We start from the raw sequence: 24,363 nt of genomic DNA, 5'->3' as shown, positions 1-24,363 counted from the left end.
TGGTCCGATATGACCGATATTTGCATATCTATAGAGCTTTTTGCCTGATTGCATTCATTATTTGGTGTGTAAACCGAATTTTGAAATAGCTTCTACTCCGATTCTGGGGTTCCCATCTTCATTGTACGCTTTGTTTCGCTGAAAAAAAGGGAAACCCTCCGGACAAAGTGTCCCTGTATTCCCGGCTGTCTCGCAAAGAAAAAGGCCTTCCGCTAGCGGAAGGCAAGGTGATTGACGAAGTACCGGGAGGCAGCGGTTTTTCGCCGAGCGCTCCCTGCTGGATGGAGCCGCGGCGGTAAATCATTTCCGATCCCGGGCTTTGAGGCGTGTCAGCGAACCGCCTTTCGCAAGCGGAAGGCAGGCCGTGGTGGATCGGAAACCAGGTCGAGACTTTCGGCCGCGGCTCCGTTTGTCGCCGGACGGAAAGCCGGCTTCTCGGCAGTCGGTCAGCGCCATTTTCATTGGGATGTGCGAAAAACCTCCTGCTTCCAAATCATTGAACGACCAAGGTGTCGGCGGGTTCCATCACATGACTTCCCCTCGCCGTCACGTGATACATCACCTTGTACTCTCCAGGTTCCCGGAAGGTCTTTTTGACGGAGTACACACCGTCTCCCGTCTTTTCCGCGTCCATCATTTCGTGATCGTCCTTGGGGGCTCCCTTTTTCCAGATTTCAAACTGCACCTCGTCGGCGTCGTTGACCGGTTCCCCCTCATGGGTGACGGTGATTTGAATGGAGACTTCCTCTCCGGCTTTCGCGTCCTCGGGCAGATCCAGCTTCACCTTCGGAGCGGAGGGCGCGTGCTCTTCCGAGTGTTCGGAATGGCCGTCCTGGTGTTCCGGAGCGGAGCCGTTTTGCTGAGGGTTTTCGCTGTCCGGAGAGGTCCCGCAGGCGGCCGCCGCGAAGGCGAGGACGGCGATCATCAACAAGGCCGGCATTCGAATCCGTTGCACGGATATCAGTCCTTTCCCTCTGTGATATCGCATCCGACAAAACAGCGATCGATGTTGAATGCCAGTATGTCCCGGAATGAACGGACAAATCCATCGCGCATCCAGTCAATCTCATTATATCCGCCCTCTTTCGCCGCAAGGATGAACTTTGTGTGAATGTTTGTCTTCCGCGCTAAACGCGGAAAAGCCCTCCCATTCGGAGGGCTTTAATGATCCTTCGGCTTTGGTCCGGTGCGACCGCCGTATTCTACGCACCGGTTTTGGAAAACTGTTCCCGGAGCTTCCGCTTCAGGATCTTGCCGGAGGCGTTGCGGGGCAGGTCATCGACGAAGTGCACCTTTTTCGGCACCTTGAAGGGGGCCAGGCGCTCCTTGGACCACCGGATGATCTCCTCCTCGCTCGCCCGGGCGTCATCCTTGAGCACGACGATGGCGGTCACCGCTTCGATCCATTTGGGATCGGGCGTGGCGACGACGGCCACCTCCTTGACCGCGGGGTGCGAGTAGATGGCGTCCTCCACCTCCCGCGAGGCGACCAGCACTCCGCCGGTGTTGATCACATCCTTCTTGCGGTCCACGATGGTGATGTACCCCTCTTCATCGATCCGGGCCAAGTCTCCCGAGTGGAACCAGCCTCCCGCAAAGGCTTCCGCCGTCTCCTCCGGCTTGTCCCAGTAGCCGGTGCACAACTGCGGGGAGCGGTAAACCACCTCGCCGATTTCTCCGGGTGCGACGTCTTCCATGTTGTCGTCGACCACGCGCATCTCCACGAAGAGGACCGGTTTTCCCGCCGAATCGGGGCGAGCTTCGTGCTCCTCCGGGCGAAGGACCGTGGCGAGAGGTGCGATCTCCGATTGGCCGAAGCAGTTGTAGACGCTCAGCTGCGGCAGGGCCTGCTTCAGTTTTTTCAAGACGGGTACGGGCATGATGGAGGCGCCGTAATATCCCTTCGTCAGGCTGGTCAGATCCAGCCGGTCGAAATCGGGATGGTTGAGGAGGCCGATCCAGAACGTCGGGGGAGCGAAAAAGCTGTCGATTCTCTCCTCCGCGATGATCCGGAGCACCTCCCCGGCATTGGGAACCTCCAACAGGCGGTTGGTCGCCCCCAGCATCAGGTAGGGCATCAGAAACACGTGCATCTGCGCCGAATGGTAGAGGGGAAGGGCGTGGAGCGGGCGGTCGGCCGGCGAAAAATCCAGGGCGGTGATGCAGCTGATGTATTCGTGCACCAGGGCCCGGTGGGTCATCATCGCTCCCTTTGGGGCGGACGTGGTGCCGGAGGTGTAGAGCAGCTGGACCAAATCCGTGTCCCGCACCTCCACCTCCGGAGGACGGGCATCTCCTTCTTCGGCCCGAAGCAACACGTCGAATTCCCGGCCGTTCCGGAGCGTGCCGAAGATTTCGACGTCGATGTCGCCCTTCACCGCATCCACCTTGTCCGCCAGGTCCGGGTCGTGGAAGAGGGCCCGGCTGCCCGACTGGGTCAGGATGTAGGTGAGCTCTTCCCCGGCCAGGGTGAAATTGACCGGAACGTGCACCAGCCCCGCCTTGGCGGTGGCCAACCACAGCAGCACATAGGCGTCGGAGTTCCGGCCGAAGGCTGCGACCCGCTCCCCTTTCTTCAGCCCTGCGTCGATCAGATGGCGGGCCAACCGGTTGCTGGCTTCATCCAGGCGGCGGTATGTCCACTGGCGGTCCCCGAAGATGAGGGCGACCTTGTCGGGGTGGCGGCGAGCGGCGCGGCGGATCAGATCGGCCACGGCGTTCCGATGGATGATTTCCACGCTTCTTTCACTCCATTCGTGAGGTGGTTGACGGTTTCTCCCGCATTCTGAAAAGAGGGAATGATAAAAAGGGCTAAGGGACATTTCGACCCGCCCGGCGAAAATTCCTTTGGAAATATATGAATTTTCATTGCAAAGAAAAATTCTGAGGCGGCCCGGTGGATGTCCCCAGTTCTTTTTCATTTTTTCCGCACATAAGATGGTTTCGGGGTGATAGGGAATGGCCGTGGTGCGGACAAACAGCGAGGAGATCAAACTGTTGGCCCGGCTGATGCGGGCCGAGGCCGAAGGGGACGGCCAGCTGGGCATGTTGATGGTGGGCAACGTCGGAGTGAACCGGGTGATCGCCGATTGTCTCGACTTCAAGCCGATTCGCACGATCCAACAGATGGTGTTCCAGTCGCCGGGAGGGTTTGAGGCGGTGCAAAAGTCATACTTTTATCAGCGGGCTCGAGAGCAGGATATCCGTTTGGCGCAGAGAGCGGTGAACGGGGAGCGTCACCATCCCGCCTCCAACGCCCTGTGGTTTTTCCGGCCGGCGGGGGCGTGTCCGCCCACCTGGTTCAACCAGACCCACAGCGGGCGGTATAAGAGCCATTGTTTTTACATTCCCGATTATGCCGCCTGTCCGAGAGTCTACTCGTTAGGAGGGTGAGTGATGTACTGGTCCTATCCCTACTACGGACCTGCCGGGATTTACGGCACAACAAGTGCGGGAATCTCCCAACGCGAGACGGAACGGAGGTTCAGCGAAGAGTTTCTGCAGGCCAACGTGGGCAAGGTGGTCACCGTTTACCTCACCTTTGAGAACAACCCTCGGTGGCCTGCGAAGTCGGTGACCGGAACCCTGAGGAATGTGGGCAGGGACTATTTCGTGATCCGGGACCGTCAGACCGGCAAGGACAACATGTTTTTGAACATCAATGTGGACTATTTCGTCTTCGAAACCCAGCCCGCCACTCTTCTGGGGGAAGAGCGGTGATGGCAAATCGGTCTCACTGAAAGGCCTTTCCTCGGGTTTGGGAGAGGTCTTTTTTTGTGTCCGTGCTTCCCGATTTTACCGGATCCGCCCCTCTTGTGCCCCGTTCCTCCAGGCGGAGGACGATCCACAGGATCAACGCCCCGATTCCCGTCAAGAGCCCGAAAAACAGGTAAGTGGTGAAGATGTCGAAGGTTTCGAGGATCCATCCCCCCATCAGGGTGCAAAACCAGTTGCCCAGGCCGATGCCCGCCGCCGTGTAGAGGGAGACGGCGGTGGTTTTTGCCTCTTCCGGCGCCAAACTTCGCACATACATCAGGGCGGCCGGGATGAACAGCCCCGTGGACAATCCCTGAACCACGCTGGTGAGGTAGAGCCACAGGATGCCCGGTTCAAAGAAGTAGAACACCCATCGGAGGGCCGATATCCCCGCGGCGAACAGGGTGACCGTAAGGGCTCCTCGTCTGCGGATCCACGCTCCCGCCATTTTCATAAAGGGAACTTCGCTGCCCGCAGCCAGCAGGAATCCCAGCCCGACCCCCGCCACCGTCGCTCCGGAAGACTGGAAGAGGAGGCCCATGTAGGTGTTGTTGGCGAAAATCGGACCGAACACCATGAAGGTCGCCAAAAGAAACAGGACAAAACGGGGCATCCGGATCAAACGGTTGAGCCCGGACCGCAGATCCACCTGCAAGGAGACCCGATCTCCGGGCATCTGTCGCGCCGAGGCAGCCCCCAGCCACAGGGTGAGGGCGAAGCCGTAAAAGATGACCGAGAGGCTGAACCGCTCGGCGAGCCACCCCATGGCGAAGCCGGCGACGGCGAATCCGACCGCTCCCCACAGCCGGAAACTGCCGTAGTCGAGGCGGTGTTGCATCGCGTAATTGACGGTGAGGGTGTCCGATATGGGAATGATGGCGCCTTGGAAGAGGGCGAGGGTGGCGGCGACGGCCAGCAGGGGAATGTATTCGTCGATGAACAGGAAGCCCAGGCCGATCCCTCCCGTGGCCAAAAGGGCAGTGACCAGCACCGTGCGGGCACGGCCGGTCCAGTCGCAGATCATCCCCCATATCGGCTGAGTGATCACCATGACGATGGGGCCGATCGACACCAATGTACCGATCTGACTCCCGCTCAGGCGGATCTCTTCCTTCAAATAAATGCTCAAGAGGGGGGAAAGCCCTCCGAGGGCCCAAAAGATCAGAAAATAAAACAGACGGAAGTTGGCTTGGATGGTCCGATCACTTGCGGACATGGTTTCTCCTCCACTCCGGCTTTATCTTTTGCACCCTGTCGCCCGGAGCCTCTGGGCACGGAATGAAAGGGGGGGATGCTGCGGGCGTCGCTTTCAACCGCTGTTCAGTACGGGCGGTGCAATCGTCCCTTCCTTGAACGGGCGAAAGCATAAAATCCGGAAGTCCGGCCTGTCGGGCCGGACTTCGCTTTGGGCCTTTACTCCAAGACATAGGCCAAGGCCTCCAGAGCCTGCTCGGGAGTTTCCACCACCACCTGAGCCCGCTGGGCCAATTCTTTCAGGGGATGGTGCAGGGTTTCCGGACGGACGAGGATCAAGGGTTTTCCCGACTGGATGGCGAGGGCCGCATCCATCGCCGTGTTCCACTGCCGGTACTTTTCGCCGAAGAGGGCGATGATCACGTCCGCCTTCTGCATCCAGATCCGGGTGCGCAGGTTGTTGAACTCCGAGGCCGCCTGGTCGCGGTATACGGCGTTCGGCTGCTCTCCCTTGATGATTTCTCCGATCGCATCGGAGCGGTCGTGATTTTCCTGGGGACCGACGAAGATGAGGGGAAGTCCCCGCTCTCGGGCCGTCCGGCGCAGGCGGTCCCGCCAGTCGTCGTGAATCTGGCCCGCCAGGTAGACGATCAGTTCCACGGCCATTCCTCCTTCCCTTTGCGGGGTTGATTATTCCGGCTTATACCACTCATTTTACATAAAACGAGAGGGTGATGCGGCATTAACGGGAAGTGCCGCCCCTCCGGTTCTTTTCCCACAGGATGCGCAGCCCGTCCAGGGTGAGCCGTGGATGGACATGATGGATGGACCCGGCGTGGGGTGCGATCAGAGGGGCGAACCCTCCCGTCGCCACCATCCGGAAAGGGTGGGGGTACTCCCGGCGGATGTGCCGGACGAGTCCGTCAACCTGACCCGCCGCTCCGTAGATGGCCCCCGCCTGCAGTCCCGCGACGGTGCTTCTTCCGATGATGCCATCCGGGCGTTCGATGGTGAAGCGAGGCAAGGCGGTACGGCGGATGAGGGCCTCCGCTGCCGTTTGGATGCCGGGAAAAATCACTCCCCCCACGAATCGCCCCTCTTCGTCGACCACGTCGAGGGTTGTCGCGGTTCCCAAATCGACGACAATCAGAGGGAAGCCGTACAGGTTGATCCCGGCCACCACATTGACGATCCGGTCGGATCCCAAATTCACGGGACGATAGGGGAAGGAGACCCCCGTTTCGATATCGGTGCCGGCTACAAGCGGATCGCAATCCAAGGATCTCCGGCACAGGTCGATCAATAGCGGAGTCACTGCCGGGACCACGGAGCTGATCACCGCTCCGTCCAATTGGTTGTGGAGCGGATGATGCTCGAGGAGCCGGCGGAGGGCCGCCTCCAGTTCGGGGTACGTCCTGGCGGTGGGGGTGCGCCAGTGGAATCTCAGTGTGGGACCTTCGTAAATTCCCCATTTGATGTGGGTGTTTCCCGCATCGATGACCAACAGCGTATCCATGGGATCACTCCCCGAATCCCGGGAACCCGTCTCTTCCGGTAGCTTTCGTCGCCGGCCTCGCCGAATCCTTCAGCCCGTACATAGAGGATCCTCCGCCGGGACAAAATATTCCCGACAGATATTGGGAGGTGGAACCATGAGCCTCGTGCCTTACGATCCCTTTCGCCACATGGAGAACTGGCGTCAGGAGGTGGAGCGCTGGCTGAGTGAACAGCCCTTTACGGGTGGACTTCCCGCTTTGCGCACGCCCCGGATGGATGTGTACGAAACGGAGGATGAGGTGATCGTCTCCGCCGAACTGCCGGGGCTGGAGAAGAAGGATGACGTGCAGATCGACGTGGATGAGGACCGGTTGACCATCAGCGGCAGCGTGCAGCGGACCCAGGAAGTGCAGGAGGAGCGGATGCACCGGCGGGAGCGCTACACCGGCCAGTTTCGGCGGACGGTCACCCTGCCGTCTCGGGTGAAGTCGGACCAGGCGAGGGCGACGTACCGCAACGGAATCCTGGAGGTGCGCATCCCCAAGGATGTGACTCCCAACCGACGGAGAGTGGACGTCGAATTCCATTGAAAAGGCATCGGGCGTATCAAGCGGAATCCCGCGTACCGCCCGCACGAACAGGGAAAGTCAATACTGCCCATCCCGGGGGGAAGGGGTTTTCTCCCACACCCGAAGGGGCTTCGGGCCGGATCGCGTGCTGCACGAATTTCTGCGGGTCCGGTCCCTCCGCCTCCCCGGAAGAGGAGGTTTCATTCAACCCACTCGTTCACCAGGTCCCGGTGTTTTTCCAACCATTGTCGGACGGCCTGTTCGGGGTTGTCCGTATCCTCCATGTTTTTCATCAGCTCGCCGAGGGTGTTATCGTCCATTTCCCACCGATTCATCCACTTGATCACTTCCGGATGTTCCTGTTTAAATCCTTTCCGGGTCACGTAGTAGATCGTGTCGGGTTCGCCATACACCTTCTCGGGATCCTTCAGGTATTTCAGTTTGTACTTGTTGAACACCCAGTGGGGGTTCCACAGGGTGACCACTACCGGTTCCTTTTTCTTGTAGGCCTTATCCAATTCACTCAGCATGACCGGCTCGGAACTCTCGATCAGCTCATAGTCCAGCGAATAGGTTTGGATCGCCTTCTCCGTCAGCATCATCAGGCTGGCACCTGAGTCGATTCCGACGATGGCCGGCTGGTCCCCCCGTCGGAACAGTTCCTTGTGCTTGTTCAGGTCGGAGATTGTCTCCACTTCCTCCACATATTCCGGCACCACCAACCCGAGGGCCGTTCCTTCATACCAGGGTTGATGGAGTTCCACCTGGTCTTTGTATTTCTCGTAATAGGCCTTGTCGGTATGGGGCAACCACACTTCGACCGCCATGTCGGCGCTTCCCCCGGCCAAGCCGGCCCACAGGGGAGCTTTCTCCGTCTGCACCAGTTCCACGCGATACCCTTTTTCCTCCAGGATCTGTTTCCAAAGATGGGAGACCGCGATGTTCTCCACATAGTTGTTGTGGGCGATTTTGATCTGCCCTTTTTCTTCCGCCTGCTCGCCTTCAATTCCGCCCCACATATCGAACCCCAATACGAGGGCGGCGATGACCACGAAGATGACATATTGTTTTGCTTCACTCATGAAGGTTTGAGAACACCCCTTTATTTTGAATATTCGGAAATAAACGCGCGTTCCTGAATTCCTTTCCCATCCCGGTCGTGCAATGGCATCGGATCCGCTGGTGGCCGTGGAGCTTTCAGAAGGCGGAGATCCCGATGAACGGCCTGAGAACCCACCCCCAAATTGTATCATTTGCTGGCGTTTCTCTTCAAAACCGGGATTCCGCCCTTATCCGGTGGATGATCAAGGAGCGTTGAACCGTCCGGACAAGACGCCCGATTTTCCCGGGTAAAGCGGATATTCCCGGCTGATGGGGCGGAGAGGGCATCCGAAGGTGGTAGGGGATGCTTAAGTGGATACGGCGAAGAGAGACCCGGAGAATGGGAACTTTTGAATCAAGCAGGACCGTCGATCTGTTTGGGTGAAGGTCCGCGGGAGAGGGCGTTCGGGAGCTCACCGCACAGGGATTCTCCTTGGAGGAGGAAAGGGGCCGCTCATTTCCCTCTCCCCCCGGAAGTTCCGTATATGCGTAGCGCGGAGATCATTCATCGGACAGATCCCGCAAAAACCGGGCAAATTGTTTCCGGATCACCCATGATTTTCCGTATTTTGTGTCCACCAGTGCCATCCGCGTCTCTTCCCCGGAGAAATCATGGCACAAATACCGGTTTCCGTAGCACTTGGCAAAGGGAATGTAAGGCGTCTCCCGGAACAGCTTGTCACGGAGCGTACGGATGTCCTTTTCCGGGTCATCGGAATCAATCTCCAGAAAGTGCTCCGCGCACTCTTGGCCGTTTTCATACACAAACCACACGTAGTTTAAGCTTCTCAGCAAATCGTCCAGCACCGCCTTTTTCCAGGCGAGCGGAAACCGGACGTTCCACATCCGCTCCAGGTTGGTGAGCACTTCAAAACGTGTTCTCTTGGCGTCTTCATCATCCGCCGGGGTTTTGAGCCACTGCCATGTCCACGGCTGAAGACCGGCCAGAAATTCCTCGAGCGAGCCGGCCAGAATTTCCGCGTCCTCCCGATCCAGAATCAGATATCCCCATGGATACCAAGAAACGGCGGGAATTTCCCGATTCATTCGGTAATCCAGACAAAGAAGCCCTCCGTCGCATGTGGCAAACGGGAACACATTGTCGGGAAGCCGGTGCTTCCATCGCCGAAACGTTTCCATGGCATTCAAAGAACCCGAATCATCGGGCCGAAACAAGGATCCGAATCGTTTCATCCGCTGACCGGAAACTTCAAAGGCCTCGGGGACGGGACCGCCCCCACCCATCCGCAGCATGAGGTCTCTCAGCAAATCCGGAAGCCGGACGCCCCACTTTTCCTCCAAGTCCTCCACCTGTTCCAAAGAAACGGGCGGATGGATGCTTTCCCAACAGATCTCCTTTTCACCGAGCAACCTGTCCGTCACGGACTTGACGGAACCGGCCGGAAAGGTGATCATCCGCTCTTTCACCTGCAGGTCTTTCCATTCCCGAATCCGATCCAGGGCTTCCCGGATCGATTCCCCGATTTCCTCCAGACTACCGCTGCAGCGGGAAAACAAAGGCTCGCGGTACTCCCCCCTCACGGAAACACGCAAGTTGGTTGTCTGAGGATAAACAAGCGGGCTGACTTCCAGCACCAGCCGGCCTCCCTCATATTCCACTTTGAGCCGGGTTTCTTTCACCTGCTCCGGCTGATCCTCCAGGGGAAGTGCCGGATCGATGCGGAAACTTCGATCCAGTACCCGTTCGTTTCCGAAATGGAAGGCATCAAACCAATCCCTTCGGGACGGGCCGAAATCGAGATACCGGAAGAACCGTCCCGGATGCTCGATCACCTCTTGTATCGTTCTTTCCTTGACATCCACCAGGACCATTCGCTGTTGCACGCCCGAGAGGTCCAGACACAAGTATCTGTGATCCGGGCATTCGGCCACCGGACACATGGAGGTTCCGGCAAACCAGGTTCGATATACGCTCAGCATGCTGTCCGGCAGATCTTCCGGCACGACCGGCAGAAGCCGGTTGAATGCTTCCATTCCGCCCTCATGGATGAAATAACGGAACAAGGCTCCCGCGCCGTGGTGGTGCAACACGGTTTTTTTGAGCATCAAGGGAAGAGAACATTCCGCCTCCGATTCCAGCCGCCGAAGCGCTGCCAGGATCTCTTCCATCCCGTACCGCTTCTCTTCCGGGGAATCCTCCCAAACCGGAATTCCTTCCCGCTCCGAGTCGAGCGACGCCAGGAATTCCTCAACCCCGTCGGCGATGGAAATCGTCTCCGATTCCTCGGGATCAAACATCACGATGCGAGGCTCCGTTCCTTTCCTGTAATCCAGACACAAAAAATCATCCCAATACAATCTGGCCACAGGAAAAACCCGCTCCCGCAACCGGCCTTTCAGTTTCTTGTAAATCCGCAGCACATAATCCGGGGCCTCCGGATGAAAGGACAACAGCTTCTCAACTTTCCCTCTCTCTCTCATCCATCGGAAAAGCCGAAGGAATCGGTCCCCCTCCGTCACAATGTTGAATGACCTCCTTCAGCCGGTCCGGAAGCCGCACACCCCATTCCGTTTCCACCTTCTCCACCATTTCGGAAGTGGCGTTTCGCGGCTGAAAAGCTTCCCACGCAATCTCGATGTTCCCCAGCAGCCGGTCCGCCTTGGAAGCGGATGAATCAGGGGCGGGAAATACTTGAGAATAGACACGGATCTCTTCCGGACGTTCCATCCATCCGTGAATCAGCCGCACCGCTTCATCGATTTTCCGTCTCAGCTCCTCAAACGTGGCCACAAACCACATGCGGAGCGGTTCCCGGTACCGGCCGAGAATCATGACGCGCAGCCGGTAATCTCCCTCGTATTGGGGAACATGTCCCACGTCCAGCACATATTTTCCATGCTGATATTGGACGATCAGCATGTCTTCGCTCAGCCTGAGCTCCTGATCCGCAAAGGAAAGATCCGGATCGAGAAACAAACTGCCCAGGACCACCTTCCCTTGCCCGAAGTCGAAATGATGAAGCAAGCGGTTCACTCCTTCAATCTGATTGACGACAGACCGGTCCACGCGGGTGCCCAATCCTGTCTGCCTTTTTGAAATCACTCGCCGTCCGCGGAATCAAAAGAAGGGCAATTTACACCCGATATTGGCTGATGCGGCTCTTTTCGGGGTGGGATGGGTCGGAAGACAGGACCCACAGATGGCGGTCTCCGGTCATTTTGACTTTCAGAAAATATTCCGACGGCTCCGGCTCCAGAACAAACCGGGTCGCGTGATTTCGCACGCCGACAATCCGGGTTTCACTCGCGAAGATCAAACCGCCGTCATGGTAAACCGCGCTGTGCCAATTTCCTTCCGGCTTCCCGACCTCCGTGATCAGACGGCCCGTCAGGTCAAAAACCCTGATGTTCTCACCGGAGGGCGTTTCCAGCACCAGCATTCCGTCTTCGAAGTGGATCAACCGGTGCTGACGGATCAGGGACGCGGTATTTCCGAACATCCCGGCTTTTTCGGTGCAAAACCGGACGTGGCCTTCGGAAAGATCCACTCGATATGGGTTTCCGGAATAATCCAGCAACAACAGTTCCTTTTCCTGCCATCTGTGAACCGGTGAGAAGACCGTTTGCCGCATTGCTCCTTCCAGCGGAATGACGGCGGACTTCATTTCCGCGAGATCCACCGGGACCAGACAGCCGTTCTCGGCGCAATAAAGCACCATCCGCTTTTTATCCCCGTCGGAATAGGCATGGTAGATCATCACGCCATCAAAAAGGTTCAGCTCATCGACGGGTTCCAGCTGTAGGTTCAGAATCTTGATCCCGGAGTAGTGATGGTTCACGACAATCCGGTCCCCGCACACTTCCATGAAATACATGTCGTTGTTCCATTCTTCAAAACGGCTGACCAAGCGGTGCACAGCATCCTCCGTCCTTTCCTTCGATTTTTTCTTGATTCCCTGCGTTTCCTGCAATCTCCTCTTTGCATGCGGGTTTTTCTTTTGATTTTGCTGACAACATCCGCACCCTGTCGTCGCGACGCGTACGGGTCTTTTTCTTGTCCTGACGGGTTTCATGAGCGCCGGTTCATCCATCGTTCACCGCGCGTTGGACCACTTCGTTCCTGTATTCGCCCGCCTCCGCGGGTTGTTTCTGGAAACCGTCCAGGGTTTAGGGGATGGTTTTTGCGATTTTTCTGTTGACATGTTCAGGGACTCAAGATATCCTGTGAATAAAACATAGTTAATAAACCTACTTTATTGGGTTTAATAGATGATTAAGTAGGTCAGTTTTAATATATTCCAATCGATACCTCATCCAGAGAGGCGGAGGGACCGGCCCGATGAAGCCTCGGCAACCCGTCCCGCCTTCCGTTTCGAGGGCGGGACACGGTGCCAATTCCGGTGGGGCACCATGGTCCCTGAAGATGAGGAGGGAAAACCATTCCTTTTCCTCTTCTCAGGGAGAGGGATTTTTTATTTAAAAAAGGGGGAGTGAGCCATGGCCGAGCGACGGAAGTGGAAATGGGAGGAGAATGCGGCGGAACTGAATGAGGTGGAACGGCTGAAGCTGAAAAAGGACGGTCTGGATGTCATTCAGGACATTTACCGATGGGCGAAGTCGGGATACGAATCGATTCCCGAGGAGGATTTCACCCGTCTGAAATGGGCGGGCATCTATCAGCAGCGCCCCAAGGACGGCCATTTCATGATGCGGGTCCGCATCCCGTCCGGCGTGTTGGATACCCGGCAGGTGCGTGTGCTGGCGGAGCTGGCCCGGGAGTACGGCCGGGGGCTGATCGACGTCACGACCCGCCAGTCGGTTCAGTACCACTGGTTGCGCATCGAGCAGATTCCGGACATTTTCCGCCGTCTGGAGGAAGTGGGACTCCATCCTTACGAGGCCTGCGGGGACTGCCCCCGAAACATCGTGGGCAATCCCCTGGCCGGGATCGATCCCCATGAGCTGATCGACACCCGTCCCATCGTCGAGGAATTGGAGCGCACCTTTCTTCTCAACCGGGAGTTTTCCAATTTGCCCCGGAAATACAAAATTTCCGTCTCGTCCAATGTCTACAACGCGGCGAACGCCCAGATCCACGATCTCGCCTTCACGCCGGCGGTCAAGGAGATCGGCGGGAAGGAGGCGGTCGGTTTCCACGTATGGGTGGGCGGCGGCCTCTCCTCCCGTCCGCACATGGCGAAGCAACTGGACCTGTTTGTCCTTCCGGAACAGGTGGTGGAGGTGGCCGTGGGCGTGACCCGGGTGTTCCGGGATTACGGTTATCGAAAAAAGCGGCACCGGGCCCGGCTCAAATTCCTCGTGGCGGACTGGGGTGCGGAAAAATTCCTGGAGGTGCTCGAGACGTACATCGGTCCGTATCCGTCCCGGGGGAAGGACCGGCTGGTCGGCTGGAATGCGGGATATTTCACCGGAGTCCATCCCCAGAAACAGAAAGGTTACTTCTACGTGGGACTCAATGTGCCGATGGGCCGGACGTCCGCGGAGGAGTTTTTCCAACTGGCCGATCTGGTGGATGAATACGGTTCCGGTTCGGTGCGGACCGTCAACACCCAGAACCTGATCATCCCCGACGTGCCGGAGGAGAGGCTGGATGATCTGCTGGCGGAATCCCTTCTCCAGCGGCTTACGCCCTATCCCAAGCCCTTTGTCGGCCATGCGGTTTCCTGCACGGGAATCCAGTTCTGCAATCTGGCCCTGACGGAAACAAAGGGGCTGATGCGCCGGGTGGTTGAATATCTGGACGAACAGGTGGAGCTGGATACGCCGATCCGCTTGCACATCAACGGGTGCCCCAATTCCTGCGGACAGCAGCAGATTGCCGACATCGGCCTCATGGGAGGAAAGATGAAGACGGTCGACGGGATGATTGAGGCGTACACCGTTTCCGTCGGCGGCCATCTGGGGGAAGGGGCGACCTTCAACACCCCTCTTAAGGGAAGGGTGCCGGCGGACCGGGTGGCACCGGTGTTGAAGGAGCTGATTCTCTTTTACAAGGAGCACCGCGAGCCGGAAGAGCCCTTTTGGCGCTTTGTGAGGCGGGTGGGAATCGACGCCCTCCAGAGGCGCTTTGATGAAATCCTGTCCCGGGCATCGGCGTCTTGAAGGGGTGGCGCCGATGAACCGGGAAGCGCTTTTTCTCTATAAAGTGTCCGCGGAAATTCAGGGAAAAGGAACCGTTCATGTCATCCTCCTCGCCGCCAGCGATGAAGGGGCCTTTGCGGCGGCGGAGAAGGAGCTGGACCGTCACTTAATCGCCGCGCCGCCGGTGGTTGAAATGGTCATCGTGGAGAAGCGGTCCGCCGGAAAAGGAAGGGGGTTTGTGGTGGAAGCCTCCGATTGGTGATCGAGAGAACCAAAGGGGAGGGATACGAATATGGAATGAATGGGAGGGATCAAAGAATGAGCGAATCAGACGGACAAATCAAGGCGGGCCGGGAAGAGATTCAAAGGGCGGCGAAGGATTTGAGGGATGCCCATCCCTCGGAGATCATCGCCTGGGGAGTCAAAAAATTCGGTTCCCGGAAGATCGCCCTGGCGTGCAGTTTCGGGGCGGAGGATGTGGCGCTCGTGGATATGCTGCAGAGAATCGATCCGGAGGTGGATATTTTCTACCTGGATACGGACCTCCATTTTCCGGAGACGTATCAGACCCGGGACCGGCTGACCCGGCGGTACGGAAAGAAGTTTATCCGCGTTTCGCCGGATTTGACGCTGGAGCAGCAGGCGAAAAAGTGGGGGGATCGGCTGTGGGAGCGGGATCCCAACCTCTGCTGCCGGCTGCGCAAAGTGGAACCCCTCAAAAAGGTGTTGTCCGGCTACTCCGCCTGGATCACCGGCATCCGCCGGGAACAATCCCCTACCCGTGCCGGTGCGGAAGTGGTGGAGTGGGATGAATCCTTCGGCCTGGTCAAATTGAATCCCCTGGCCCATTGGACCCATGATCAGGTATGGTCCTATATTCGGGAGCGGAATGTTCCCTACAATCCTCTTCATGATCGCCAGTATCCCAGCATCGGGTGCGAGCCTTGCACCATTCCGGTCAAACCCGGCCAGGATTTTCGGGCAGGCCGCTGGGCCGGTTTCGATAAAACCGAGTGCGGATTGCACCCGAACCGGAAAGGAGATTCGCAATGATGGAAACCATCTCCCCTCACGGCGGCACATTGATCAACCGGATGGCCGCCGAAGAGGAGAGGGAGGATTGGCTGAAACGGGCGAAGGAACTCCCCGGCTGGAAGGTTTCACCGGTCACCCTTTCCGATTTGGAATGTATCGCCACCGGGGTTTTTTCTCCCCTCAACGGATTTTTGAAGGAGGAGGATTATCTCTCGGTCCGGGACCGGATGCGCCTGGCGGACGGAACGGTCTGGCCGCTTCCGATCACCCTTCCGGTTCCGGAAGACCGCGCTTCGGAGATCCGGGAGGGAAAACCGGTGGCGCTCCGGGGGGAGGACGGAAGGATCTATGCGGTCCTGGAGGTGGAGAGCCTTTACCGGATCGACCCGAGGAAAGAGGCGCGGGAGGTGTTCCGCACCGAAGATGAGAATCATCCCGGCGTGAATCGCCTGTACCGCTCTTCCCCCCTCCGGGCCGGGGGGCCGATTCGCGTGCTGAACCGGCCGGATCACGGCGTCTTCAGCCGATTCATCCTGGATCCGGCGGACACCCGGCGGCGGTTTCGGGAACGGGGCTGGCGCCGGATCGTCGGTTTTCAGACCCGGAACCCGATCCATCGGGCTCACGAATACATCCAAAAGGCGGCCTTGGAGACGGTGGACGGACTTTTCCTCAATCCCTTGATCGGTGAGACCAAGTCGGACGACATCCCTGCGGACCTTCGGATGAAAAGCTACCAGGTGATTCTGGATCACTACTACCAGCGCGATCGCGTGTTGTTTGCCGCCTTTCCGGCGGCGATGCGCTATGCGGGGCCCCGGGAGGCCGTGTTCCACGCTCTGGCCCGCAAAAATTACGGTTGCACCCATTTTATCGTCGGGCGCGATCATGCCGGCGTGGGGGACTATTACGGCACCTACGACGCCCAACGGATCTTCGACGAATTCCGATCGGAGGAGCTGGGGATCATCCCCCTCTTCTTCGAGCACAGCTTCTATTGCCAGCGCTGCGACGGGATGGCCTCTTACAAGACCTGCCCCCACGGCGAGGAGCACCACGTCATTCTGTCCGGCACCAAGGTGCGGGCCATGTTGAAGGAGGGAATCATGCCGCCGCCGGAGTTTTCCCGGCCGGAGGTGGTTCGGGTCTTGATCGAGGGACTCAAGGGGTCTCGATGATCAATAGGGTTGTAGAGGCGAGAGAATCCATAAAATCGCCGATCTTTTGTCGGCAATGCCGGAGGATTCCCCTCCGGCCTTTTTGTGTCGATTTTCTGCAACCGGACAGGGGCGAAAGGGGGGTGTTATAATTGAATTGTGCAAACCTTTTCTCTTCATAACGAAAAGGAATCACCATGCGGGAAATCGGGGGAAATGTATGCGCGTGGGCATCTTCGCAACCTGTCTTGTCGATGTGTTTTTTCCGGAAGTGGGCATCAGCATGGTGCGGGTGCTGCGCAGGCTCGGCTTCGACGTGGATGTTCCCGAGGGGGCAACCTGCTGCGGACAGCCCGCCTTCAATACCGGGTATTGGGAGGAAGCGAGGCGGGCGGCCAAGGGATTGATTCGCGCCCTGGAACCTTATGACGCCGTCGTGGCTCCCTCGGGTTCCTGCACGGCGATGGTCCGCCATATGTACCCGCGGCTGCTGGAGGAGGAACCGGAATGGTCGGAGCGGGCCAAGGGGCTTGCGTCCAAGTGCTATGAGTTTTCCGAGTTTCTGGTGCATCAGCATGGGTTGGTCGACTTGGGCGCCCGTCTGGAGGGGGTCGCCACCTATCACCACTCCTGCCACATGCGCAGAGAGCTGCGGGTGACGGATGCTCCCCTGAAGCTGCTGGCCCGCGTCCGCGGATTGACGTTGCAGGAGCTCCCCCGCGGAGAGGACTGCTGCGGCTTCGGCGGAACCTTCGCCGTCAAGATGGGCGGAATTTCCACGGCCATGGCCGACGAAAAGGCGGACCACATCCTTTCCACCGGGGCCGATTTCCTCGTGGGTTCGGACATGGGTTGCCTGATGCATCTGGGTGGAAGGTTGAGCCGCCGGGGGAAATCGGTGCAGGTCCTCCATGTCGCCCAGGTTTTGGATCGGGGGTTGAGCTGAAATGAAGGGCAGAACGGCTTTTCACGAGCGGGTCGGCAAGGCGTTGGAGGATTCCTTCCTGCGGCGTTCCGTCCGGGAAACCCAGGACCGGTTGAGGGAAGGAAGGGTTCAGGCGGCGGAGGACTGGGGGGACTGGGAAGCCCTGCGGTCCCGAGGCGAAGCGATCCGCCGTCACACCGTGGAAAATCTGGATGTGTATTTGGACCGGTTCGCCACGCGGGTGGAAGAGGCGGGGGGGCGCATGTTCTTCGCCGACACGGCGGAGGAGGCCCGCCGGTACATCCTCCGGCTGGCCGCCGAGAAGGGCGTTGCTTCCGTTGTCAAATCCAAGTCGATGGTTTCGGAGGAGATCGGTCTGAATCAGGCCCTGGAAGAGCGGGGAGTGGAAGTGACGGAGACCGATCTCGGGGAGTACATCATCCAGTTGGCGGGGGAGAAGCCCTCTCACATCATCGCCCCCGCCATCCACAAGAACCGGAAGCAGGTGGCCCGGCTCTTCTCCCGGGAAGCGGGCAGGCCGCTGGCCGAAGAGACGGAGGAATTGACGGCCTATGCCCGCCGGCGGCTGCGGGAAAAGTTTCTGCGCGCCGATATGGGGATTACCGGATGCAACTTCGGCGTGGCCGAATCGGGGTCGGTGGTCCTGGTGAGCAATGAGGGGAATGCCCGGCTGACGTCCACCCTGCCCCGGATCCATGTGGTGGTGATGGGGATGGAGCGCCTTGTTCCCCGGTGGGAGGACCTGGATGTGCTGTTGACGCTGCTCACCCGAAGCGCCACGGGACAGAAAATCACCAGCTACGTGACGGCGATCACGGGGCCACGCCGCTCCGGGGACGCGGACGGGCCGGAGGAATTGCACATCGTGGTGGTGGACAACGGCCGCTCAAACCTTTTGGGTACCAAGTATCAACAGATTCTCCACTGCATCCGCTGCGGGGCGTGTCTCAACGTTTGCCCCGTCTATCGGCACATAGGCGGTCATGCCTACGGAAGCGTCTATTCCGGACCGATCGGTGCCGTGCTGACGCCGCTGCTCAAAGGCTTTGAAAAATACGGAGAGCTTCCCTACGCTTCCAGCCTGTGCGGGGCCTGCACGGAAGCGTGTCCTGTCCGCATCCCGCTTCACGACATGCTGTTGGAACTCCGGCGGGATCAGGTGAAAGAGGGGCGGCGACAGCGGGCCGAGCAAATGGCTTTTCGCGGATTCGCCTGGATCACCGAAGACCCGAAGCGGTTTTCCGCAGCGGCCAGACTGGGACATTGGCTGACGCGTCCCCTGGCCGGCGAATCCGGTCGCCTGAAAAAGGGCCCCGGTCCCTTGTCGGCCTGGACGGAGAGCCGGGACTTTCCCCAGCCGGCCCCCCAATCCTTTCGCGACTGGTGGCGGAGGGAAGGCCGCCGGGGAGGGAGAAGCGATGATGGATCATCCTGACGGACGTCGCCGCTTCCTGTCCCGGCTGTCGGAGCGCCTCGGTGAAAACCGCCGGAATCCCGCGCTTCCTCCGGAGGAGTCGAAAAGGGAGGAAACGATGGCGGCAGAGGAACGGATGCGGCGGTTTCTCCACAATCTTTCCCTCCTCGGGGGGCGAGGGATCCGGGTTCAGGGGCGGGAAGCCCTCAGGCGGCAACTGATGGAGGATATCGACCGGGAGAAGGGATCCTCTCTCGTCTTTTGGAAGGATCCCCTTTTGGAGGAAGTAACGGCCGACCTGTCGGGAGTGGAGCGGATCCTGTGGGATCCCGGCAGGGATTCCGCGGCACAGATCCGGGATGCGGCCCGGGCGGCGGCCGGCCTGGTGAGGGCGGATTGGGGAGTTGCCTCAACCGGATCGATCGTGCTGAGAAACGGGGAAGGCCGCGGGCGAAGCGTCAGCCTGCTCCCCCCCGTCCTGTTCGCGGTCCTCGAGCGGGAAAACATCGTGGCCGAAACCCGCAGCGTCTGGGCCCGGATCGGGGAAGGAGACGGGGGAGGCGTTCCGGCATGCATCAATTGGATCACCGGGCCGAGTCGGAGCGCGGATATCGAAGGGGATTTGTCGATCGGCGTTCACGGGCCGTACCGCGTGGTGGTTTATCTGTTGGAATGAGAATTGCCGGCGGAAACGGTAAAGAGGTTCACTCCAGGCGGTTTTTGCCGCCTGGTTTTCTTTTGTCCCGATCCCTCCGGCCGGTTTCATTCCGATTTGTTCACTGTTTCTTTAGAAAGGAATTTCCTTGAATGGGGCATAACCGGTGCGCTGGGCCCAAACCGTTTTCCGTCTGCCCTGCGAACAACAGATGATCCCCGGGTGCGCAACCGGTGGAGGGACGGCTTATGCCGTCACAACCGTTCCTCCTCCGGCTCAATGTGGATCAACACCTGAGCCTGGGGAAAGGATCGGTGAATATCCGCCTCGATCCGGTCGCACAGCCGGTGGGCGTCTTCCACACTCATCTCGGAAGGAACGATCAGATGAAGGTCGATGTGTTCCTCCGGTCCGGACCGGCGCGTGCGAAGGGCGTGGTATTCGATGTATTCATCGGCGTAGGATTGAAGGATCTGCCGGATCTTTTCCTCTTCCTCGGGGGTCAGCCTGACATCCAGCAGGGGAAGAAAGGATTCTTTCCCCAATTGGTATGCTTCCTTCATGATGAACAGGGCGATTCCGATCCCGATCAGCGGATCCAGCAGGGTGAAGTTCGTGAGGCCGACCAGCACCAGGCTGAGGGCCACACCTGCTGAAGAGTAGACGTCCGTCAACAAATGAAGCGCATTGGAACGCATGGCGACGGATTTGGCCCGGATTCCCGCTCGTCTGACGATCAGCCCGACCACCAGGTTGATGACGGCCCCGAGAGCCATGACGGCCGCGCCGAGGAGAGGAAAATGAAGCGGGGAGGGGTTCAGCAGTTTTTCGCAGGATTCGATGATGATCCAGATGCCCGCCACGAAGATCAACAGGGTTTCGACGGTTCCCGAGAGGTTCTCGATCTTTCCGTGGCCGTAGGGGTGCGTTCGATCGGGGGGCTTTTGGGACAAACGGACAGAAAAAAAGGCCATGATGGAGGCGACCAAATCCAGCAGGGAGTGGATCGCTTCGGAAAGAATGGCCACCGATCCGGTGTAAATGCCTGTTGCCAATTTTAGAAGCACGACGGTCGTATTGCTCACGATCGAAAGGCCTGCGGCGCGTTGCGGTTTCAACGGTAACCCTCCCCTTATGGTGTGCTCGAAAAAATTGGTGTTCATGCAGAGAATTTGCGGTTGGGCAAACAGGAAACCCGGTGACGTTCTGCGTCACCGGGTTTCGTATTTTTGATCGATGGCATCGGTTTTCGAATCATGGCGGAAAACTCCCCGGGCATGCCGATTATCGCCCTCATTATACTCAATGGAAGAGAAAAGTTCCATTCCTTCGCGGGACCGATCACCCGTCGAATTCCCGCAGCGGGTATTCGTAGACGAATTGGTGCAGGGAAGCGTTGAACACGATCCGGCTGTATTCGCAAAGGATCTCTTTTTTCTTACTGTCCTTCGCCCACATCCAGCGGTCCATTTCCAGAACCGGTTGGCTTCTCGCGATGCGGAGGGCGGCCGCTTCCTCGGCGGTCGGCATGCGAACATTCAGCCGTTCGACCGCGCGGGAAGGGCGCATTCCCTTGTTGTCGCGGAGCCAACGGGAGGCGGGGATGATCTCCTCGTCGCCTTCTTTCCGCCAACCCTTCAGAAGCGATGCCGGGTAGTAGCTGTCAAACACGCGGAAGGGCACCTGGGAAACCACATGTACCCCGCGGCAATGCCACACTTCCACTTCCGGGCCGATGTTCAGTTTTTCACCGATTTCCTTTCCGGCGGCCCGAAGCGTCGGGGGTTCGGAATAGCGCGTGAAGGCGTAGGCGTAGGGCTCCCGGTTTTCGCGGACTTGCATGGATTCGGTCTGCTGATTCCCCACCGGCCCGGTAAGGAATAGCAGGGAACTGGCGGAGCCCACGGTCACCTTGGTTGTGGAAAATCTCACATAAACCCCGCTGCGAGGGACGATATCCACTTTGTTTTCCGATTGCAGCCGGAGAAGCGCCGCGCGGATGGTGGGGCGGCTGGTTTTCATCTCTTCCGCCAGCTCCCGTTCGGAAGGCAGCCGCTGTCCCGGCGCGTAAGCGCCCTCTTCAATCCGCCGGGCAAGGATTTCCTTCACTTCATCGATCTTCGTTTTCGTCACGAAGACACCTCACTTCGCAACCGTACCATGGAGCACCATAGATATATTATCACAAGCTCAAAGGGAGCGTTAGGGGTTGACATGCGGACAAAAATCGCATTATACTGAAGATGGGAACTGGTAATGACCAAATATGCTTCCAACATCACATATTCATATTGTTGGATGCTGTTTCAATTTCTGGAGATGAGGAGGTGAAGCCTGCTGCCGTGCGCAAACCGGGCACTGATGCCCCGGTTGCATCTCGGATGCGGATGGGACAAATTGAGCCCCCTAAGGGCATTGGTCCGGGTGGGTGGGTGGCAGCGGATCGATCATGGAACTTTTCCACAGGCGTTTGGCGGAATTGTGGTGGAAGTACCGTTCGGGACAACGGCTGACTTTGATCGATCTGAATCAATGGCTGGAATCCTTGGATGCCCTTACGGTCCATCCGAACAAGAAACACTGGTTCGAATGGACGATTGCCCGGTTGCACGAATACAACAAATTGATCGGGACCATTCCCCGTCCCTTCCTTTCGGAATGGGAGGGGGCGCTGGATGCCAACCTGGAATATTGTTGGAAGGTTCACAAGCTTGAAGAGATGGCCCGTCTGGCTGAGGAGATGGGGGAAAGGGGCTGGGCCCACCGCTTGCATGACGAGCTGGGGCGCATCAAGGAAGGCGTAACCCCTTGAGTTCCCGCCGCGCGAAATAAACCAGGACGGGTGCATGAAGGCTGAAACGGACTGCAATTATCCTTTATCATTATGATCGTGGCCCAAATTCCAAACAGCGATCCTTGGCGGGTTTTCCGGACGGTGGGTCCGGTTGACTCCCCTAGCTGGACGTTCATGGATCGTTTTGGCCCCTCGAAACTTTCTCCCGCATGGACGTGTGTTTGCGTTCTGGATGACCCGATAAACAAATCCCTCGATTTCAGGGACCCGTTCCAGGTCCCTGTTCTTGTGGCTTTCTCGCGTTTCCGTCTGCCCCACTTCAGCGCCTCTTTCGGTTTCTTCGATGAATCCGCGGCTTTTTTTCGCTCCATTGTTTATACGCCTTTCCGCGACGGATTTCCTTCTTTTCTTGTTTTTATTCCAATGTTCCCCGCACAAACGGCCGGATCAACGGTTTCACGTCGTCGATCGGGATGGCGAAGCCGATGCTTTGGGACGGATAGATGATCAGGGTATTGATGCCGATCACTTCACCCATGATGTTGATGAGCGGGCCGCCGCTGTTTCCGGGATTGATCGCCGCATCGGTCTGAATGACGTTGTCGTAACTGCGGTTGGCGATGCGGAGGGGACGGTTCTTGCCGCTGACCACTCCCACGGTCACGGTGTGGTCCAATCCGAGGGGATTCCCGACCGCGATCACCCATTCGCCGACCGCCGTCGCTTCCGACGATCCCAAGCGGAGGGGAGGGAGCGGGAACGGGGGGCGGATTTTGATCACGGCCAGATCCCGATGGGGGTCCTTCCAGGCGACATGGGCCATAAGTGGGCGGCGGTAACCGTAAAGCCGGACCGAAACGGTTCCGGCGCGGCGAACCACGTGTTCGTTGGTCAGGATGTATCCGTCCGGGTGAATGACGAACCCGGATCCGAAATGACGGGCGGGCGTTTCCTGATGTCCTTTCCATTCGGGCAGGAAGAGGCGGAGGAACAGGTCGTTCAGATTTTCCGTCTCTTCTTCCTCCGTTAATATGGACACGACGCCGCCCCGCACCTTGCGGACCACCTGCACGAAGGAATTTGCCGGATGCCGGGCGGACACGGAAAGATCTTCCGACCGGGTCGCGCGAAATTTTCGCACCATGGCTTCCACTCCCGTCCACTGATGTCGTATTATCATATGTCGGGACAGGTCGTTCGTTCAGGGCGAATCCCCAGGCGGGGGAAGGGCATGGGCAATTGTGTTACAATGAAAAAAACGCGGAGGGTGTAAGGAGGTTGACATGGAGAAGGAGCAGTACGGCAAAGGGTATGTCCGCCGGGAAGACGGTTGGTGGTTGTCCGATTCCGAGGAAGAATACGGCTTTCGGGTCAATTGGAAGGTAAAATCGTTGCTGCATCAGGAGAGGTCTGCCTTTCAGGAGATTTCGATCATCGAGACGGAGGGATTTGGCCGGGCTCTGGTGTTGGATGGGATTGTGCAGACGACGGAGCGGGATGGCTGGATCTACAACGAAATGATCACCCACATTCCCCTCGCGGCCCATCCGGATCCGTCCACCGTGTGCATCATCGGAGGCGGGGACTGCGGGGCGGTCCGGGAAGCGGTCAAATACCCGTCTGTGAAGCGGGTGGACATGGTGGAGATTGATCCCGGGGTGGTGAACGTCTCCCGGAAGTATCTTCCGTCGATCGCCGGAGAAGGGGAGCCCGATCCGCGCATCCGGTTCGTGTTTGAGGACGGGGCGGCCTTTGTGAAAGAGAAAAAAGGGGAATACGACGTGTTTATCGTCGATTCGTCGGACCCCGTGGGCCCGGCGAAAGTTCTGTTTGAAGAGCCTTTTTATCGCGACGTCCACCGGGCGCTCAAGGACGACGGGATCATGGTCTGCCAGAGCGAGTCGCCCGTTTTTCATCCTCAGGTGCTGACCAAAGTCCGCCGAACCCTGATGACACTGTTCCCTTATGTTCGCACCTATTTGGCCACCATCCCCACGTATCCCGGAGGGATTTGGAGTTTCACCCTGGCTTCCAAGCGGCCGGATCCCCTGGATGGGATCGAAGAGCGGTTGCGTGACGAAGACACCCGGTATGTCAACCCGGAGATCGTCCGCAGTTGCTTCCGGCTGCCCAATTATGTGCGGGAGCTGTTGGGCGAGAAATAATCGGGCGCAACAGAAAT

24 protein-coding genes and 1 riboswitch are annotated in these 24,363 nt (G+C 58.5%); of the genes, 12 read left to right on the top strand and 12 right to left on the bottom strand.

The window, feature by feature from the left end; translation table 11 throughout:
• Positions 1-493: 493 nt before the first annotated feature.
• Together CLV97_RS12740 and CLV97_RS12735 are read right to left on the bottom strand one after the other, a co-directional pair.
• Complete coding sequence (locus tag CLV97_RS12740) at positions 494-955, bottom strand: FixH family protein (RefSeq protein WP_170070511.1); 462 nt, start codon at positions 953-955, stop codon at positions 494-496.
• Positions 956-1,202: 247 nt separating this feature from the next.
• Complete coding sequence (locus CLV97_RS12735; protein WP_211295747.1) at positions 1,203-2,738, bottom strand: acyl-CoA synthetase; 1,536 nt, start codon at positions 2,736-2,738, stop codon at positions 1,203-1,205.
• 220 nt (positions 2,739-2,958) lie between these two features.
• Here CLV97_RS12735 and CLV97_RS12730 point away from each other — a divergent pair, with 220 nt between their 5' ends.
• The gene (locus CLV97_RS12730; RefSeq protein ID WP_106345910.1) at positions 2,959-3,393 is read left to right on the top strand and encodes a cell wall hydrolase; all 435 of its coding nucleotides are present in this window, start codon (positions 2,959-2,961) and stop codon (positions 3,391-3,393) included.
• A 3-nt stretch (positions 3,394-3,396) separates the two neighbouring features.
• Positions 3,397-3,720, top strand: a complete 324-nt coding sequence (locus CLV97_RS12725) for a spore coat protein GerQ (protein WP_106345909.1) — start codon at positions 3,397-3,399, stop codon at positions 3,718-3,720.
• A gap of 13 nt (positions 3,721-3,733) precedes the next feature.
• Here the strand turns inward: CLV97_RS12725 and CLV97_RS12720 are convergent, their stop codons facing one another.
• From CLV97_RS12720 to CLV97_RS12710, 3 genes are all read right to left on the bottom strand, one after another.
• A complete protein-coding gene (locus tag CLV97_RS12720) occupies positions 3,734-4,972 on the bottom strand; it encodes an MFS transporter (protein WP_106345908.1) in 1,239 nt (412 codons plus the stop codon).
• 197 nt (positions 4,973-5,169) lie between these two features.
• Complete coding sequence (locus tag CLV97_RS12715; protein ID WP_106345922.1) at positions 5,170-5,610, bottom strand: YtoQ family protein; 441 nt, start codon at positions 5,608-5,610, stop codon at positions 5,170-5,172.
• Between the two features lie 82 nt (positions 5,611-5,692).
• Positions 5,693-6,466: a type III pantothenate kinase gene (locus tag CLV97_RS12710; protein ID WP_106345907.1), complete on the bottom strand. Its 774-nt coding sequence runs from the start codon at positions 6,464-6,466 to the stop codon at positions 5,693-5,695.
• A gap of 136 nt (positions 6,467-6,602) precedes the next feature.
• Here CLV97_RS12710 and CLV97_RS12705 point away from each other — a divergent pair, with 136 nt between their 5' ends.
• A complete protein-coding gene (locus tag CLV97_RS12705) occupies positions 6,603-7,037 on the top strand; it encodes an Hsp20/alpha crystallin family protein (protein WP_106345906.1) in 435 nt (144 codons plus the stop codon).
• Positions 7,038-7,216: 179 nt separating this feature from the next.
• Here the strand turns inward: CLV97_RS12705 and CLV97_RS12700 are convergent, their stop codons facing one another.
• The 4 genes from CLV97_RS12700 to CLV97_RS12685 all read right to left on the bottom strand — a co-directional run bounded on the left by CLV97_RS12700 (position 7,217) and on the right by CLV97_RS12685 (position 12,049).
• A complete protein-coding gene (locus tag CLV97_RS12700) occupies positions 7,217-8,098 on the bottom strand; it encodes a glycine betaine ABC transporter substrate-binding protein (RefSeq protein ID WP_106345905.1) in 882 nt (293 codons plus the stop codon).
• 520 nt (positions 8,099-8,618) lie between these two features.
• A complete protein-coding gene (locus tag CLV97_RS12695; RefSeq protein ID WP_170070510.1) occupies positions 8,619-10,499 on the bottom strand; it encodes an SMI1/KNR4 family protein in 1,881 nt (626 codons plus the stop codon).
• A 37-nt stretch (positions 10,500-10,536) separates the two neighbouring features.
• Positions 10,537-11,157 (bottom strand): SMI1/KNR4 family protein, encoded by a 621-nt coding sequence (locus CLV97_RS12690; RefSeq protein WP_106345903.1) that lies wholly within the window; start codon positions 11,155-11,157, stop codon positions 10,537-10,539.
• Positions 11,158-11,212: 55 nt separating this feature from the next.
• Positions 11,213-12,049, bottom strand: coding sequence for a hypothetical protein (locus CLV97_RS12685; RefSeq protein ID WP_106345902.1), 837 nt, complete (start codon positions 12,047-12,049; stop codon positions 11,213-11,215).
• Positions 12,050-12,385: 336 nt separating this feature from the next.
• Positions 12,386-12,508, top strand: a riboswitch (SAM riboswitch).
• Between the two features lie 67 nt (positions 12,509-12,575).
• On the opposite strand from CLV97_RS12685, the gene CLV97_RS12680 reads away from it, so the two are divergent.
• The 7 genes from CLV97_RS12680 (at position 12,576) to CLV97_RS12650 (ending at position 19,408) form a co-directional block, all read left to right on the top strand.
• A complete protein-coding gene (locus CLV97_RS12680; protein ID WP_106345901.1) occupies positions 12,576-14,201 on the top strand; it encodes a nitrite/sulfite reductase in 1,626 nt (541 codons plus the stop codon).
• A 13-nt stretch (positions 14,202-14,214) separates the two neighbouring features.
• A complete protein-coding gene (locus CLV97_RS12675) occupies positions 14,215-14,442 on the top strand; it encodes a DUF3906 family protein (RefSeq protein ID WP_170070509.1) in 228 nt (75 codons plus the stop codon).
• A 56-nt stretch (positions 14,443-14,498) separates the two neighbouring features.
• Entirely contained in the window at positions 14,499-15,233 is a 735-nt protein-coding gene (locus tag CLV97_RS12670; RefSeq protein ID WP_245891554.1) for a phosphoadenylyl-sulfate reductase, read from the top strand.
• Complete coding sequence (gene sat, locus CLV97_RS12665; protein WP_106345920.1) at positions 15,233-16,393, top strand: sulfate adenylyltransferase; 1,161 nt, start codon at positions 15,233-15,235, stop codon at positions 16,391-16,393. Before CLV97_RS12670 ends, sat begins: the two co-directional genes overlap by 1 nt.
• A gap of 199 nt (positions 16,394-16,592) precedes the next feature.
• On the top strand, positions 16,593-17,318 hold the full coding sequence (locus tag CLV97_RS12660) for a (Fe-S)-binding protein (RefSeq protein WP_106345899.1): 726 nt from the start codon (positions 16,593-16,595) through the stop codon (positions 17,316-17,318).
• 1 nt (position 17,319) lies between these two features.
• On the top strand, positions 17,320-18,753 hold the full coding sequence (locus CLV97_RS12655; RefSeq protein WP_106345898.1) for a LutB/LldF family L-lactate oxidation iron-sulfur protein: 1,434 nt from the start codon (positions 17,320-17,322) through the stop codon (positions 18,751-18,753).
• A complete protein-coding gene (locus tag CLV97_RS12650) occupies positions 18,737-19,408 on the top strand; it encodes a LutC/YkgG family protein (RefSeq protein ID WP_106345897.1) in 672 nt (223 codons plus the stop codon). The genes CLV97_RS12655 and CLV97_RS12650 overlap by 17 nt, the downstream gene beginning before the upstream one ends.
• Positions 19,409-19,641: 233 nt before the next feature.
• Here CLV97_RS12650 and CLV97_RS12645 read toward each other — a convergent pair whose 3' ends face one another.
• Complete coding sequence (locus CLV97_RS12645; RefSeq protein ID WP_425440572.1) at positions 19,642-20,505, bottom strand: cation diffusion facilitator family transporter; 864 nt, start codon at positions 20,503-20,505, stop codon at positions 19,642-19,644.
• A 223-nt stretch (positions 20,506-20,728) separates the two neighbouring features.
• Positions 20,729-21,520, bottom strand: coding sequence for a GntR family transcriptional regulator (locus CLV97_RS12640; protein ID WP_106345895.1), 792 nt, complete (start codon positions 21,518-21,520; stop codon positions 20,729-20,731).
• Between the two features lie 316 nt (positions 21,521-21,836).
• Here CLV97_RS12640 and CLV97_RS12635 point away from each other — a divergent pair, with 316 nt between their 5' ends.
• Entirely contained in the window at positions 21,837-22,199 is a 363-nt protein-coding gene (locus CLV97_RS12635) for a DUF7667 family protein (protein ID WP_106345894.1), read from the top strand.
• A 397-nt stretch (positions 22,200-22,596) separates the two neighbouring features.
• Here CLV97_RS12635 and CLV97_RS12630 read toward each other — a convergent pair whose 3' ends face one another.
• The gene (locus CLV97_RS12630) at positions 22,597-23,325 is read right to left on the bottom strand and encodes a S1C family serine protease (RefSeq protein WP_170070508.1); all 729 of its coding nucleotides are present in this window, start codon (positions 23,323-23,325) and stop codon (positions 22,597-22,599) included.
• A gap of 139 nt (positions 23,326-23,464) precedes the next feature.
• Here CLV97_RS12630 and speE point away from each other — a divergent pair, with 139 nt between their 5' ends.
• On the top strand, positions 23,465-24,346 hold the full coding sequence (gene speE / locus CLV97_RS12625; RefSeq protein ID WP_106345892.1) for a polyamine aminopropyltransferase: 882 nt from the start codon (positions 23,465-23,467) through the stop codon (positions 24,344-24,346).
• The last annotated feature ends 17 nt before the right edge of the window (positions 24,347-24,363 follow it).

Origin of the sequence: Planifilum fimeticola (assembly GCF_003001905.1) — a bacterium.
Lineage (GTDB): Bacteria > Bacillota > Bacilli > Thermoactinomycetales > DSM-44946 > Planifilum > Planifilum fimeticola.
This window is presented reverse-complemented; position numbering and strand designations above follow the sequence as displayed.

Coding starts and splice junctions, on each gene's coding strand:
- CLV97_RS12730 (WP_106345910.1), top strand. CDS start 2,959: ATGGCCGTGGTGCGGACAAACAGCGAGGAGATCAAACTGTTGGCCCGG.
- CLV97_RS12725 (WP_106345909.1), top strand. CDS start 3,397: ATGTACTGGTCCTATCCCTACTACGGACCTGCCGGGATTTACGGCACA.
- CLV97_RS12720 (WP_106345908.1), bottom strand. CDS start 4,972: ATGTCCGCAAGTGATCGGACCATCCAAGCCAACTTCCGTCTGTTTTAT.
- CLV97_RS12710 (WP_106345907.1), bottom strand. CDS start 6,466: ATGGATACGCTGTTGGTCATCGATGCGGGAAACACCCACATCAAATGG.
- CLV97_RS12705 (WP_106345906.1), top strand. CDS start 6,603: ATGAGCCTCGTGCCTTACGATCCCTTTCGCCACATGGAGAACTGGCGT.
- CLV97_RS12700 (WP_106345905.1), bottom strand. CDS start 8,098: ATGAGTGAAGCAAAACAATATGTCATCTTCGTGGTCATCGCCGCCCTC.
- CLV97_RS12680 (WP_106345901.1), top strand. CDS start 12,576: ATGGCCGAGCGACGGAAGTGGAAATGGGAGGAGAATGCGGCGGAACTG.
- CLV97_RS12675 (WP_170070509.1), top strand. CDS start 14,215: ATGAACCGGGAAGCGCTTTTTCTCTATAAAGTGTCCGCGGAAATTCAG.
- CLV97_RS12670 (WP_245891554.1), top strand. CDS start 14,499: ATGAGCGAATCAGACGGACAAATCAAGGCGGGCCGGGAAGAGATTCAA.
- sat (WP_106345920.1), top strand. CDS start 15,233: ATGGAAACCATCTCCCCTCACGGCGGCACATTGATCAACCGGATGGCC.
- CLV97_RS12660 (WP_106345899.1), top strand. CDS start 16,593: ATGCGCGTGGGCATCTTCGCAACCTGTCTTGTCGATGTGTTTTTTCCG.
- CLV97_RS12655 (WP_106345898.1), top strand. CDS start 17,320: ATGAAGGGCAGAACGGCTTTTCACGAGCGGGTCGGCAAGGCGTTGGAG.
- CLV97_RS12650 (WP_106345897.1), top strand. CDS start 18,737: ATGATGGATCATCCTGACGGACGTCGCCGCTTCCTGTCCCGGCTGTCG.
- CLV97_RS12635 (WP_106345894.1), top strand. CDS start 21,837: ATGGAACTTTTCCACAGGCGTTTGGCGGAATTGTGGTGGAAGTACCGT.
- CLV97_RS12630 (WP_170070508.1), bottom strand. CDS start 23,325: ATGGTGCGAAAATTTCGCGCGACCCGGTCGGAAGATCTTTCCGTGTCC.
- speE (WP_106345892.1), top strand. CDS start 23,465: ATGGAGAAGGAGCAGTACGGCAAAGGGTATGTCCGCCGGGAAGACGGT.